The 14,311-nt window shown below is 26.9% G+C and carries 13 protein-coding genes and 1 pseudogene; all 14 read left to right on the forward strand.

Annotation, left to right across the window (positions count from 1 at the left end):
- The coding region (locus QX51_RS04925) for a sensor histidine kinase (protein WP_039678791.1) at positions 1-1,984 on the forward strand (1,984 nt) is incomplete at its 5' end.
- Between the two features lie 60 nt (positions 1,985-2,044).
- The gene (aroE, locus tag QX51_RS04930) at positions 2,045-2,899 is read left to right on the forward strand and encodes a shikimate dehydrogenase (RefSeq protein ID WP_039678792.1); all 855 of its coding nucleotides are present in this window, start codon (positions 2,045-2,047) and stop codon (positions 2,897-2,899) included.
- A gap of 16 nt (positions 2,900-2,915) precedes the next feature.
- Positions 2,916-3,272, forward strand: coding sequence for a hypothetical protein (locus QX51_RS04935; protein ID WP_039678793.1), 357 nt, complete (start codon positions 2,916-2,918; stop codon positions 3,270-3,272).
- Positions 3,223-3,864, forward strand: a complete 642-nt coding sequence (locus QX51_RS04940) for a hypothetical protein (RefSeq protein ID WP_141660777.1) — start codon at positions 3,223-3,225, stop codon at positions 3,862-3,864. The genes QX51_RS04935 and QX51_RS04940 overlap by 50 nt, the downstream gene beginning before the upstream one ends.
- A gap of 20 nt (positions 3,865-3,884) precedes the next feature.
- Complete coding sequence (locus tag QX51_RS04945; protein ID WP_039678795.1) at positions 3,885-4,319, forward strand: hypothetical protein; 435 nt, start codon at positions 3,885-3,887, stop codon at positions 4,317-4,319.
- Positions 4,309-4,608 (forward strand): hypothetical protein, encoded by a 300-nt coding sequence (locus tag QX51_RS04950; RefSeq protein WP_039678796.1) that lies wholly within the window; start codon positions 4,309-4,311, stop codon positions 4,606-4,608. Before QX51_RS04945 ends, QX51_RS04950 begins: the two co-directional genes overlap by 11 nt.
- A 443-nt stretch (positions 4,609-5,051) precedes the next feature.
- Positions 5,052-5,639 (forward strand): TetR/AcrR family transcriptional regulator, encoded by a 588-nt coding sequence (locus QX51_RS04955; RefSeq protein ID WP_039678797.1) that lies wholly within the window; start codon positions 5,052-5,054, stop codon positions 5,637-5,639.
- A 156-nt stretch (positions 5,640-5,795) separates the two neighbouring features.
- Positions 5,796-7,736 carry a bile acid Fe-S flavoenzyme BaiCD gene (baiCD, locus tag QX51_RS04960; RefSeq protein WP_039678798.1) on the forward strand — a complete coding sequence of 647 codons (1,941 nt, stop codon included), beginning with the start codon at positions 5,796-5,798 and terminating at the stop codon, positions 7,734-7,736.
- Between the two features lie 469 nt (positions 7,737-8,205).
- Positions 8,206-9,498, forward strand: coding sequence for a type I 3-dehydroquinate dehydratase (aroD, locus tag QX51_RS20570; RefSeq protein ID WP_074079196.1), 1,293 nt, complete (start codon positions 8,206-8,208; stop codon positions 9,496-9,498).
- 312 nt (positions 9,499-9,810) lie between these two features.
- Positions 9,811-10,368 carry an elongation factor P gene (gene efp / locus QX51_RS04970; RefSeq protein ID WP_039678799.1) on the forward strand — a complete coding sequence of 186 codons (558 nt, stop codon included), beginning with the start codon at positions 9,811-9,813 and terminating at the stop codon, positions 10,366-10,368.
- A 91-nt stretch (positions 10,369-10,459) separates the two neighbouring features.
- Complete coding sequence (locus tag QX51_RS04975) at positions 10,460-10,936, forward strand: CD1247 N-terminal domain-containing protein (protein WP_039678800.1); 477 nt, start codon at positions 10,460-10,462, stop codon at positions 10,934-10,936.
- A gap of 114 nt (positions 10,937-11,050) precedes the next feature.
- Positions 11,051-11,755 carry a ribonuclease III gene (gene rnc / locus QX51_RS04980; protein WP_039678801.1) on the forward strand — a complete coding sequence of 235 codons (705 nt, stop codon included), beginning with the start codon at positions 11,051-11,053 and terminating at the stop codon, positions 11,753-11,755.
- Between the two features lie 17 nt (positions 11,756-11,772).
- Positions 11,773-12,843 carry an elongator complex protein 3 gene (locus tag QX51_RS04985; RefSeq protein ID WP_039678802.1) on the forward strand — a complete coding sequence of 357 codons (1,071 nt, stop codon included), beginning with the start codon at positions 11,773-11,775 and terminating at the stop codon, positions 12,841-12,843.
- Positions 12,844-13,043: 200 nt separating this feature from the next.
- Positions 13,044-14,307: pseudogene (locus QX51_RS04990) on the forward strand (chromosome segregation SMC family protein); the annotation flags it as partial.
- Positions 14,308-14,311: the final 4 nt, after the last annotated feature.

A 14,311-nucleotide genomic window follows, 5' to 3' on the forward strand; every position in this document is an offset into this window, starting at 1 on the left:
GCTTATATATAGTAATATATTTTTAGATTTATTGTTTGTTTCAGTTATATTTTTTAAAACTTATATAATTTATATTGAGCAACCTAACATAAAATACTCGAAAACGGAAAGTAATTTAAATAGAAGTGCAATAAACATGAAGTTATATGATGAAAGATTAAATAATTACAGAATGGTTAACAAAATTTTACAAGAAGACTATGACCTAAAAGAAAAAAATTTACATATTCTTTTAGGGCAGTTTAAGAAAAGTGCACTATTGATCGATGAAGAGAACTATATTATTAATAATGATGTTGTTTTCAAAAATATGTTTCATTCATATAATGATTATCATGCAGCAATAAAATTGGATGATTTTCTAAATGATAATATGATTGAAAAAGAAAAATTCTTACAAAGTATAGAAAATGCAAGATATTATAGCGAAAGTGTAATTACAGAAATAAGTACAAAAGATGGTAGGATTTTTGAATGTGTATTTTCTTTATATGAAGAATATGAATCTTCTAGCGTGATTTGTATATTATCAGATATTACATATGAAAAGAAAATTGCATTAAAGATACAAGAAAATGACATAAAGTATAAGAAAATAGTTGAAAATATTCCATACTCTATAATATTAGAAAAAAATAAAGAAATAATTTATAATAATAACAAGTTAGATATAGATTTAAATAATAGTACTATTAAAAATATAATTCTAAATAGTGCTACAAAAGGTGAGATAAATTATATTGATGGCGAAAATAAAGAAATTTCATTATATGTAGACAGGATAAAATTTATTGAGGATAATGAGGAAATTAGTTTGATTGAAATTAAGGATATATCTAACTATAAAAACCTACTTAGTAAATTGGAAATGAGTACAAATCAATATAAAACTTTAATAGATACTATACCAGAGGCCATATGCGTATTAGATTATGAAAGTAAAGAGTTTGAGTATGCTAACGATACTTTCTTTGAACTATTTAAAATTCAGGATATAGAGAATATGGATTTAGATGAAATTTATAATGATATAGCTATTAGCTCTGGCAATATAAATGAAAATATTAAGTATATAAGAAAAACATTAAAGGATGGATATGGAGGGTTAGTAAATATTGAAAGTAGTGTTGTGCTTATTAATGTTAATAAATCTAATAAAATGGTACTTATAATCAGAGATATTACTGAAGAAATTAAAGTAGAATCAATGAAAAAGGAAATTTTAGAGAGTGAAATTATTAATAAGGATAAGGATGACTTCTTTATAAATATGTCACATGAACTGCTAACTCCAGCCAACTTATTACATAGTAGCAATCAATTTATAGAAAGAAACTGTAAAGATATTATTAAAAGAGAGCCTAATGGAGAATTTGCAAACTGTATATTTGTTATGAAAAAACATGTGGAAATTTTGATTACACTAATAAATAAAATAATGGAACTATCTAAGTTAGAAGAAGATAATCATAAAGAAAGTAATAATATTTATGATATTGTATCTTTATGTGAAGATATAGTTACTCAGTTAAATAAGTATACAGCCTACAAAGGTATTAACATAGTATTTGATACAGAAGAAGAGGAAATATATACAAGAATAGATTCAGATGATATTACTAAAGCTATTCTTACATTACTGTCTGTAGTAGTGAAAAATTCTAGAATAAAAAGCACGATTGATTTTAATATAAAAACTAAAGTAGATAAAGTAATTATTACGATAGAAAATTTTAAGAGATATAACTATGAACAATATCTTGATAATTATGAAGAAAAAATTCTTAATTTAAGTATGTCTATTGCCAAATTAATTATTAATAAATATAAGGGAAAAGTAGACATGAAAACGAATAAGGACGATTGCATATTAATTGAGATGGAGTTTAATATGGAAAAAAATATTAATGATAATGAAAAAACTATTAAAATAATTGATGAAAATTTTATCTATAATGAATATAAAAAAATATGTGACTTGTAGTTAAGATAAGTAAGTATAAATTACAAGATATATGATAATAAACATAATAAAGGAGTTACCATGAACATAAATTCTAACACTAAACTAATAGGTCTTTTGGGACAGCCTGTAAGTCAAAGCTTTTCACCAAGCATACATAATTATTTATCACAAAAATATAAAAAGAATAATATTTATATGTGTTTTGAAATAGAAAAAAACAACTTACAAAATGTAGCGCTAGGTATAAAAACTTTTAATATGAAGGGATGTAATGTAACAATTCCTTATAAAGTTGAGATAATTCCATACCTAGATAAAGTAGAAAAAAATGCACTACTAATAGGAGCTGTAAATACAATAAAAAATGTAAATGATGAGTTGATAGGTTATAACACAGACGGTATAGGATTTATAAAATCTTTAAAAGATGAAGGTTATAGTTTAAAAGATAAAAAAGTAATCATTTTAGGTGCTGGAGGAGCTTGTAGAAGTATAGCTGTAGAATTAGCTAATCACGAAGTTTCTTATATTGAAATTAGAAATAGAAGTGAAAAAAATGCAAAGTGCATTTGCGACTTAATTAATAGCAACTTCCAAAGTAAGACTAATTACAATATAAAACCAGTTGAAGAAAATGATTTAAATAGCTTTGATATCTTAATTAATACAACGCCGATAGGAATGGAATCTAAGGATTGTCCGATAGATGTTAATATAAATCCACCTAAAAACTTACTGGTATGTGATATTGTATATAAACCCCATGAGACTACGTTATTATCTTGGGCAAAGAAGAATAATTTAAATGTTGTTTATGGCATTAATATGCTAATCAATCAAGGATTATTAGCCTATGAAATATGGGAAAATATAAAAACAAGTGAGGATGACCTTAAAGAAATAAAGAATATATATTTCAATTCACTAAAGTAATACTTTAGAAAGGATGATGAGGATTAAAAGAAAAGGATTCACAACTCTAGAATGTGTAATAAGCTTATTTATTGTTAGTATGATAGTATTTATAATCACATCAACATTACACAATAATATAATTTTACTAAAGAAAAATAATTGTAATAGACAAATGCTATATACAGCTAAGGAGATAATTGAAGATGAAAGAAATAAAATAAAAAATAGCATTAATACTGAAGGATATAATACACAGAAAACTATTAATAATTTTAAAGTTAAAACTTTAGTTACTCCAATTAGCTATTATAACTGTTATGACTTAAAGGTCAAAATATCAGATGAAAATAGAGAAATGGAACTTAATACATATGTTACGAAAAAAGAGTAAAGGTTCAATTTTAATTATGTCTATTATTACATTTTCAATAATTAGTTTGATTTGTATTACATGCTCTAGTCTGATTTTAAGTAATAATAGAATTAGTGAATTAGAATACAAAACTGAAAAGCTTAAAGAAGAGAATATAGGAGTTATTGAACTTATTTATAGTAACATGCTTAAAGAAGTTCAATATGCTATAGAAAATACAAATACTGAAGATGAATTTTATAATTATTTAACTAAGAACAATAGTGGTATATTCATAAATAAAGTGAAAAAAATTGAAAATACAGGTCTTACGAATAGAACTATAGATATGGCTTATGACAATAACTTTTCTACAAAAGAATATATTCATTATAAAATCTTAACAAAAAGTAAAATTAATAATCATGATAAATATGCGTTAATAAGCACCAAAATTAAAAATCCTTGGTTTGGTAAAGTAGACAATAGTTCACAAGAAGTAAATGTGAGTGAACAAGAAGAAAATAAAGATTCAAACATGGTAGTTGATCCTGAGAATATAGATAGTGATGAAATTGTTGAAATAAATGAAGGCGATTTGATTACATTTTACAATTATGAGGAGAAATAATATATGAAGCGAGAAGGAATGTGACCACACTTGAACTTATAGTAACAATAAGTATAATAGTTATCATGTCTAGCATTTGTTTTATGAAATACGAAGGTGATAATTATAAAATCGAATTCTTTGCAAAGGAATTATGCTCAGATATACGTTATGTTAGAAGAGAGAATATGCTAGACAATCCTAATGTTTATATTAGATTTATTAGTGAAGATAATAAATGGTCTTATATTTTACATAGAAATAAAAAAGAAGATAAGAGAGTGTATTTACCTAAGAATGTAAACTTAAACTTTCCCATAGGTCAAAATAATTCTTTAATATCTTTTTATACTAGTGGTTTATATAAAAATGGAGGTGGAACAATTAGTATTAATAAAGGTGATAATTATAAATATATTACAATAGTACCAGTAAGCGGAAGGGTATTATACAAAGAGGGAATATATGAAAAATAGAAAAGGTTACTTGCTTTTAGAAAGTATAATATCTTTATTTATTATAGCTACTATTTCCCTAAGTTTATATTCATTTTTATTCTTCGGGAATAAATATAAAAAATCTATTGAGGATAATGTGGAATTATATGAACAAGGTGAAGAAATGTGCTTTCAAATTAATAAAACTATAGAAAATAGTAATGGAATTATAAGTATACGCGATTTAAATGGAAATACTATAAATGGAGATACTTCATCTTATATAAAAATAAACTCAATAAAATGTATTTATAAATACATTAAATAGTAGTGGGAATAGTGAAACTGGTGGATATGAGATAGGTGACTACATTGATTTTATCTCTGTAATGATACAAAATAACAAGGTATCTATTAAACTTAATTTAAGTAAAAATGATGAAAAATATGAAACAGATTTTAAATCTTACATAAAAACTTTTGAATAAAAATAGGGAGATATTAATCGCCCTATTTTTATGTAATAAAACCATTACAAATCACAATGATAGTTTGTATGATGATGCTTTAGTATATGTTATATAGTCATGACTGGTTTGACAAAAATGAATTGATGCTAGTATATTAGAAAAGTAATATTCATAAATAGTCTTATGATATAATATTATTTGTGAATATTAATATGGGATAAAGCTATAAATAGTTTGATTGAAATATAGTATAGTTATAAACTTAAAAAGTATAAATTTAAATTTTAGATGAGGTGAAAAAGTGAGAGAACTTAAAAATATAGAAGAAAAAATTTTAGATAGGGCACTATACTTATTTGGGAAAAATGGTTCATTAAATGTTCCAATTAGAGCTATAGCAAAGGAAGCAGAAGTAAATGTAAGTGCGATAAATTACTATTTTGGAAGTAAAGATGAAATGGTGAAAAATGTGCAGTTATTTTATATTGAGAATATGGTTTTAGCTTATTCTAAGCTTGATAATGAAGAGCTTAGTGATGAAGAGAAGTTAATTCTATGTGTTAATGAAATAATGGAATATATATTAAGATATCCAGGAGTTCTCGTAATGCTAAAAGAAGCTACTAATGCAGATAAAGATGACGAGATGGCAAAAAAAATAATAGATGTTACAGACTCGATGAATAAAAAGTTAGATATAGTTTTAGAAAGAGTAGTAAAATTGCCTAAAAATAAATTTATATATACAAAAATGATATTTTTATCATCAATTATTTATCCGACTAGCGATGCTAATACAGAGGAGTTTAAAAATGAACTTATAAGTGATAAAGAAAAAAGAATAGAGTATATAAGATATATATTAAGTATACTAAAAGAGAATAAGTAAATAAGTAGAGAATATATTTACAAAAGAGTAGATATATTTTTTTGTGTAATTAAAACAATTTGTTTAAAACATATTGATTTAATTACAGAAAGAGCATACAATAATATAAAGACAAGAATATTAATTTTAGAAAATATAAATTTCGGAGGGGATATTATGTACTATAATAATTTGTTTAGTTCTATAAAGATAAGGGGATTAGAAATTAAAAATAGAGTTGTTTTTCCTGCTATGGGGACAAAAATGCTTAATGGAGATAGATATGTAACAGATCAGCTGATTGATTACCATGTAGCTAGGGCAAAAGGTGGAAATGGTTTAAACTTTACAGAAGTATGCTCTGTATATAGTAAATCATCACCCAAAAATTTTTTAGCAATATCTGATGATAAATATATTCCAGGAATGAAAAAGTTAACTGATGCAATTCATGAAGCCGGAGGTCTAGCTGGTGCTCAATTATGGCTAGGCGGATCAGCGGTATTATTTTTCGGAGATTCAACGGCAACTGCTGTATTACCTAGTGATTTTCAAGCGGCTCCTAATAATGTAATACCTGGAGCTAGCAAAGAAGTAATTAAAGAAGCAGTGGAGGCTTTTGGAACAGCGGCAAAACGCGCAGTAGAAGCAGGGTTTGATACTGTTGAATTCCATGCAGGACATAACTATACGCCACACTCTTTCTTAAGTAAAGCCTTTAATAAGAGAACAGATGAGTACGGCGGATCTCTTGAAAATCGCTCAAGATTTTTAATAGAATGTATAGAATCTATACGTAATAATATCCCAGAAGATATGCCACTATTTATGAGAATAGATGCTTTTGATGATTATCTTGAAGATGGTTTAACTATTGAAGAGGTAATTGAGTTTTGCAAATTAGCTAAGAATGCAGGTGTAGATGTAGTTGATGTTTCAAGAGGAAACTTTTCAAGTGCAGCTATTAAATATGAAGTACCACCAGTAGATTTACCAAGAGGATTTAATGTTGATAATGCAACAAGAATAAAGAATGAGACTGGCTTAGTTACAGTTGCTGTAGGAAGAATAAATGATCCTAAGCAAGCGGATGAAATTATTGAAAGTGGTAAAGCAGACATGGTTGTAATAGGAAGAGGTCAACTTGCAGATCCAGAGTTTTGTAATAAAGCAATGAGGGGAGAAACTGATAGCATTATACGTTGTGTAGGGTGTAACCAAGGATGCTATGATGGATATGTTTCTGAGGATGTTCCTTTTATAACTTGCTTAAGAAACCCAGCCTTAGGAAGAGAGAAGGAATATGAGTTAAGAAAAACTGAAAAACCTAAAAAGGTGCTAATTATTGGTGGAGGAGTTGCAGGATTGCAAGCAGCAACTACTTTAAAAGATAGAGGACATATTCCAGTAATATGTGAAGCTAGTGACTCATTAGGAGGGCAATTTGTATTAGCTGGAGCAGCGCCAAGAAAGGAAGAAATGAAATTGGCAGCTATTCATATGGGAAAAGAATGTGAGAAAGCAGGTATTGAAATTAGGCTTTCTACAAATGTAACATCTGAGGTGATTAAAAGTATAAACCCCGATGAAATTATAGTAGCAGTAGGCTCTTCTCCAATAAAACTTAATATACCTGGTTCTGATTTAGCTAATGTTACGAATTCTCATGATGTATTAGCTGGTAAAGTTAAATTAGAAGGAAATATAGTAGTAGTAGGTGGTGGACTAGTAGGGCTTGAAGTTGCTGAGTATCTTTCAGATAAAGTTGAAAAGATTACTGTTGTTGAAATGTTAAATGAAGTAGCAAAAGATTTGGGGCAACTTCGTAAAATTTGTGTAATGGAGAATTTATATAAAGAAGGAATAACAACTATAGCTAATGCTAAATGTGTAGAGATAAAAGAAAATTCAGTTATTATTGATAAACAAGGAGTTTTAGAAGAAATACCTTGTGATAATATCGTTGTATCAATAGGTTCAAGATCCCGCGATTATAAGGAAATAGCACAATATTGTGATGAAAATAATATACCTTATCATATAATAGGAGACGCAATTAAAGCTAGAAGAGCATTGAATTGTATCAAAGAGGCAGTAGATGTGGCAAGACAAATATAATGAGTTATTAGTTAACTTTATATATAGAGACCCAAGAATTATACTTGGGTTTCTTTTTATTTTAATTAATGAATATTTAGGAAAATATATAATGACCTTTATATTGAGGTAATTATAAGACATGTGCTTTAAGATCAAAATCTGTGTACGATTTACTGTGAAAAAATGTAAAAAAAGCTATCTCTTTAATGATTTAAAAATCATCTTGAGATAACTCTTTTTTCCGTTTACATACACACATAAATAAACATTTCTAAACAACACATAACAAAAAACAAATTAAAGATATGGGATCCATATCTATATTTATAAATTACATTATATTGCAGTGTTTTACAATAATTTACTTATATTTTTATATTTAAATAAAATTATCTGATTGAATGATGTTCAAATGATATAATAATAGTATACAATCTAATTAAATTAAAATATATATGATTATAAAATAGGATATATGGAGAATAATATGAATTATGTAAAAGTTAAAAATATAAATTTAGGTTGTGGAAAACCTAAAATTTGTACATCTGTAGTAGGTAAAACTGAAGATGAAATAATAAGAGAATGTGAAAAAATATATTCAAGTAATGTTGATATTGTTGAACTTAGATGTGACTTTTTTGACCATGTTTTAAATATTGAAAAAGTATGTGATTTGTTAAGTAAAATAAAAATGATTTTAAATGAAAAACCTTTAATTTTTACTGTTAGAAGCAAAGAAGAAGGTGGTGAAATATGCCTAAGCGAAAAAGAATATACGGATTTATATAAAAACATATGTGAAAAAAAACTTACTGATATTATTGATGTGGAGTTGAGAATTGGAGAAGCAAAGATAGCTGAGTTAGTTAAGGTTGCTCATAAAAACAATATTAAAGTCATCATATCTAAGCATGATTTTGAAAAAACGCCACAAAAAAATGAAATGATTGAAGATTTAATAAATATGCAAAAACTAAATGCAGATATTCCAAAGTTGGCGGTTATGCCTAATACTTATATAGATGTAATTAAATTATTAGAAGTTACAACTATAATGAAAGAAAAATACAAGGAAACACCTATAATAACAATTTCCATGGGAAAAAAAGGGATAATAAGTCGTATGAGTGGTCAAATATTTGGGTCCTGCTTAACATTTGCTTCTGGCTCAAAAGCTTCCGCTCCAGGTCAAATAGAAGTTAAAGATTTAGATATTTTTTTAGATATAATAAATAAATATTTCCAAGAAAATTCTAAATTAGAAAAAACTAATATTATATTAGTTGGATTTATGGGCACTGGTAAAAGTTATATATCAGAAAAATTAAGTAAATTATTAAAAATAAAAAAAATTGATACAGACCAATATATTGAATTAAAGGAAAATAAAACTGTTGATAAGATTTTTTCTATATATGGAGAAGAATATTTTAGAAAATGTGAAAAAGATACTTTAGTTGAACTATCAAATGAGAATGATATTATTATTTCTTGCGGAGGAGGAATAGTAATAAAAGATGAAAATATTGAATTAATGAAACAAATGGGTAAAGTAATATTGCTTACAGCCAGTCCCAGTACTATATATGAAAGGGTTAGAAATAGCCAAAGTAGACCAATTTTGAATGATAATATGAATGAAGAATATATAGCTACTTTAATGGATAAAAGAAAAGAAAGATATTTAAAAGCTGCAGATATAATTATAAATACAGATAATAAAACTGGAGAAGAAATTTGTGAAGATATAATAAAAAAATTAAAATTAATTAAATAATTTTTCAGCGCAGTTTCTCAAACAAGGTTAATTTTTAGCTAAAGTAACATTATTTGAACTAGGTAATTTTGTATAAAAAAAGAGATAAATTATAAAAATATAATAAAGTAGTTAGTTAAAAACTTGTTTAAATAACTTAATATATGATATTATATTAAGAGAAAAAATTATTTTTGTAAAAATATGCAATTTACTTATTAAGTATATTGTGTATTAAAAATTTAAATTCATGTGATGATATATATTGGGATGAAGTTAATAGATATCATCAGGCTAAATATGATGACAAATTTTTTAGATGGAGGAACAGATATGGTAACAGCAGGAGATTTTAGAAAAGGTGTAACTTTCGAAAAAGATGGACAACCTTGTTTAATAGTTGACTTCCAACATGTTAAGCCAGGAAAAGGTGCAGCTTTCGTAAGAACAAAATACAAAAACTTAAAAACAGGAGCTATAAGAGAAGAGGCTTTCAATCCAAGTGATAAATTCCCAAAAGCATTAATAGAAACTAAGCAAATGCAATATTTATATGATGATGGTGAATTATACTACTTTATGGATGAAGAAACTTATGATCAAATACCTTTAAACTATGAGCAAGTTGAAGATGCTATAAAATTCTTAAAAGAAAATGAAGTAGCGACTATAAGATTCTACCAAGGACAACCATTCCAAGTGGAAGCTCCAAACTTTGCAGAATTAGAAGTTACTGAAACTGAGCCAGGGATAAAGGGAGATACTGCTTCAAACGTAACTAAATCAGCTACAGTTGAAACAGGTGCAGTAGTTCAAGTACCTTTATTTATAAATGAAGGTGACAAAATAAAAGTAGATACTAGAACTGGTGAATATTTATCAAGAGTTTAATATTTTAATGTATAAAAAGCTTATATATCTTAATAATAATGATATATGAGCTTTTAGTTTATAAATAAAATTGAAAGAGAGGTATTAACTTATGAAGTATCTAAGCGAAGAAGTAGCATACTTAAGAGGCTTGGCAGAAGGTTTAGAAATAGAAAGCGAAACTAAAGAAGGCAAAATGATATGCAAGATAATAGATGTATTGGAAAACTTAGCTGACACATTAGACGACATGCAAGAAGATTATGATGAATTAGTTGACTATGTTGAAAGTGTTGACGAAGATTTATCAGATTTAGAAGATGTATTATATGAAGAAGACGATGACGACTTTGATGATGATTATGACGACTACGATGATGAAGATTACGAAGACGAAGATGAATTAAGTTACATAGAAATGGAATGCCCAAATTGTGGTGATTTAGTTGACATAGACGAGGAACTATTATTTGATGATTCAGTAGATGTTATTTGTCCTAACTGCCAAGCAATAATATTATCATCAGAAGAAGATGAAGAGAATTGTTGTGGATGTGGATGCAGCTGCGAAGATCACGATGAAAAATAGAACACAAAATTATTAAAATATTTTGCCTATGAAGCTTTCTGCTCCATAGGTTTTTTGCATTATTTTATTAAAAATAGTAAACTATAAAATGATATAATAATTTAAGGAGGAACAATGAACGTTAATAAAAAAGCAATTTATAACATTAGTAAATTTGAAGATACAATTAATTATAAATTTGAGAAGAAGAGCTATATATTAGAAGCATTAACTCATAGTTCATATTCAAATGAAAATAAAAATTATAAATTCAATGAAAGACTAGAATTTCTTGGAGATTCAGTTTTAAGTATAGTAATAAGTGATTATTTATTTAAAAAGGAAAAGAATCTTCCAGAGGGAGAATTAACAAAATTAAGAGCCAACATTGTATGTGAAGAATCATTAAGTGAAGTTGCAGGACAAATTCATCTAGGAGAGTATCTATTACTTGGAAAAGGTGAAGAAGCTACGGGTGGAAGAGATAGAATATCTATTTTAGCAGATGCTTTAGAAGCAATAATTGCAGCTATATATTTAGATGGTGGATTAGAAGAAGCGAGTAAATTTATATTTAGATTTATGGAAGAAATAATAGAAAACTCTATTGAAGGTAAAATATTTAGAGATTATAAAACATATCTGCAAGAAGTTTTACAAAGTAAAGGTGAGCAGCATATTTGGTATAAGTTGATTGAAGAAAAGGGTCCAGATCATAACAAGAGATTTGTTATGGAAGTAGGGATCAATGATAAAGTTTTAGGTGTGGGAGAAGGTAAAAGTAAAAAAGATGCGGAGCAAGTTGCTGCTAAATCTGCTCTTAAATCACAAAAATTTTAGATTAAGAGGTTGATAAAATGAAAAAAAGAATAATACCAATATTTGTACCACATAGAGGATGTCCTCATGATTGTATTTTCTGTAATCAAAAGAAAATAACAGGAGTTAGTACAGAAGTTACTAGTGAAGAAGCAAGAAATATTATTGAAGAGTACTTACCCACTATACCAAAAGATGCTAATGTGGAAATTGCATTTTTTGGCGGTAGTTTTACAGCGATAGATGAAAAAACTCAAAATGAATTACTATCAGTAGCGAAGGAATATGTGGACAAAGGTTTAGTATCAGATATAAGAATGTCAACTAGACCAGACTGTATAAGTGTGGACATATTAAATAGATTAAAAGAATATAAATCTACAATTATAGAGCTTGGTGTGCAGTCATTGGATGCAAAGGTTCTTCATGATAGTGCTAGAGGACATGATATAGAAAGTGTAATTAAAAGTGCACATCTAATTAAAGAATCTGGTATAAATTTAGGGCTTCAAATGATGGTTGGACTACCTTCTGATACAGAAGAAAAATGTATAGAAACAGCAAAAAAATTCATAGAACTAGATCCATTCTGCGTAAGAATTTATCCTACATTAGTAGTAAGAGATACAGGGCTGGAAACTTTATTAAATAAAGGGGAATATAAGCCTTTTACATTAGAACAATGTATTTCAATTGTTAAAAAGCTTTTAGTTTTATTTTATGTTAACAACATAAATGTTATAAGAGTTGGATTACAAGCAACAGAAGACATACAGCTTGGAAAAGGAATAGTAGATGGGCCTTATCATCCAGCTTTTAGGGAATTAGTTGAAGGGGAAATGATTAAAGACTACTTACATTATCTTGTTATACAAAATAAGACTGTAAGCAATATTGAAGTAAAAACAAATAATAAAAATATATCAAAAGTTGTTGGAAATAAGAAGAGTAATAAATTATTCTTCAAAAATAAACTTAATATTAATATGAAGATAAAACCAGAAAATTTAGCAGAAGATGAATTCATAATAATACTAGATGATAACAAGGAAATAAATATTAAATCGGAAGAAATGTACAAAGAACTATATAATATTTATAACCTTTAATTTAAACGTAGCAAATTTTGAGCAACGGATATATATGAAACGGTAGCGAAGATATATAGTTGGCGACATGAAGTGTTTCGCTGACGTAGTCGCTCAGGCCAAGCGTATTTTGAGTAACGGATTTACTTGAAGCGTTAGCGAAAGTATCTCGTTGACGACATGAGTGCAACGAATTTTTGTAAGGAAGGGAGAGACAAGCATTGTATTTAAAGAGATTAGAGTTAAAAGGATTTAAATCCTTCCCAAACAAAACAGATATAATCTTCAAAGAAGGTGTAACAGCAATAGTAGGACCCAACGGAAGTGGAAAAAGTAACGTATCTGATGCTGTTAGGTGGGTTCTTGGAGAACAAAGTATAAAAAGTCTTAGAGGTGATAAACTTGAAGACGTTATATTTGCAGGATCTGATAATCAAAAACCTATGAATTTCTGTGAAGTAGCTCTTACAATAGACAATTCAGATGGAAAGTTAAATATAGATTACAGCGAGGTTACCATAAAAAGAAGGGCTTATAGAAATGGTGAAAGTCAATTTTATTTAAACAATAAAAGCTGTAGATTGAAAGATATAAAAGAAATTCTACTAGATACAGGTATAGGAAAAGATGGCTACTCTATTATAGAACAGGGAAAAGTTGATGAAATTTTAAGTAATAACCCAATAAATAGAAGAAAAGTTTTTGATGAAGCTTGTGGAATATCAAAGTATAGATATAAAAAGACTGAGTCAGAAAGAAATCTAAGAAATACTAAGGAAAATCTAGATAGAATAAACGATATATATGTGGAAATAGAAAATCAAATAAAGCCATTATATAATCAACAAGTTAAGGCAAGAAAATACTTAGACCTTAGTGAAAAATTAAAAAAAATAGAAGTAAATAACTATATAAGAGAAATACAAAGAATAGAAAAACAATTAAGTGAAATAAATAGTCAATATGACGTTTTAGGCCAAGAATTAAAAAATATTGATGAAGAAAAAATAGCTTTTGAAGAAAGTTCAAAGGAAGTAAGCATTCAAATAGAAGAAATAGATAAAGCTATAGAAAAATCTACAGAGTATATTAACTCTATTAGATCTGTAATAGATAAAAAGGATTATGAGATTAATTTATTAAATCAAAGAAAAGACAATAGTTCTACTAAGATAAAAAGAAATATGGAAGAAGTAGAAAATATAAATAAATCAATTTAAAAATCAAATTAGCATTTTTATTGAGAAAAATGAAGCAAATAAAAATAAGATAGAAGAGTTAAATGATAAAATAGAAAATTTAAAAGATGAGATAATTAACTTACTTAATGAAAAGCAAGATGTAAGTAATAAGTTGTCAACGTTAAATGCAAATAAAGAAAATATAAATCAAAGAAATGAAAATATAAACTTAGAAATTAGTGAGATAAATGAAAAATTAAAATCTAAGGAAGAGCTTTTAGAAGAAATTCAAAATAAAATAAATTAGT

This window comes from Terrisporobacter othiniensis, assembly GCF_000808015.1.
GTDB lineage: Bacteria > Bacillota > Clostridia > Peptostreptococcales > Peptostreptococcaceae > Terrisporobacter > Terrisporobacter muris.

Bases quoted from the DNA above. Each gene is read 5' to 3' on its own strand.
- aroE (WP_039678792.1), top strand. From the start codon at position 2,045: ATGAACATAAATTCTAACACTAAACTAATAGGTCTTTTGGGACAGCCT.
- baiCD (WP_039678798.1), top strand. From the start codon at position 5,796: ATGTACTATAATAATTTGTTTAGTTCTATAAAGATAAGGGGATTAGAA.
- QX51_RS04940 (WP_141660777.1), top strand. From the start codon at position 3,223: ATGAAAATAGAGAAATGGAACTTAATACATATGTTACGAAAAAAGAGT.
- QX51_RS04935 (WP_039678793.1), top strand. From the start codon at position 2,916: ATGAGGATTAAAAGAAAAGGATTCACAACTCTAGAATGTGTAATAAGC.
- rnc (WP_039678801.1), top strand. From the start codon at position 11,051: ATGAACGTTAATAAAAAAGCAATTTATAACATTAGTAAATTTGAAGAT.
- QX51_RS04985 (WP_039678802.1), top strand. From the start codon at position 11,773: ATGAAAAAAAGAATAATACCAATATTTGTACCACATAGAGGATGTCCT.
- QX51_RS04950 (WP_039678796.1), top strand. From the start codon at position 4,309: ATGAAAAATAGAAAAGGTTACTTGCTTTTAGAAAGTATAATATCTTTA.
- efp (WP_039678799.1), top strand. From the start codon at position 9,811: ATGGTAACAGCAGGAGATTTTAGAAAAGGTGTAACTTTCGAAAAAGAT.
- aroD (WP_074079196.1), top strand. From the start codon at position 8,206: ATGAATTATGTAAAAGTTAAAAATATAAATTTAGGTTGTGGAAAACCT.
- QX51_RS04975 (WP_039678800.1), top strand. From the start codon at position 10,460: ATGAAGTATCTAAGCGAAGAAGTAGCATACTTAAGAGGCTTGGCAGAA.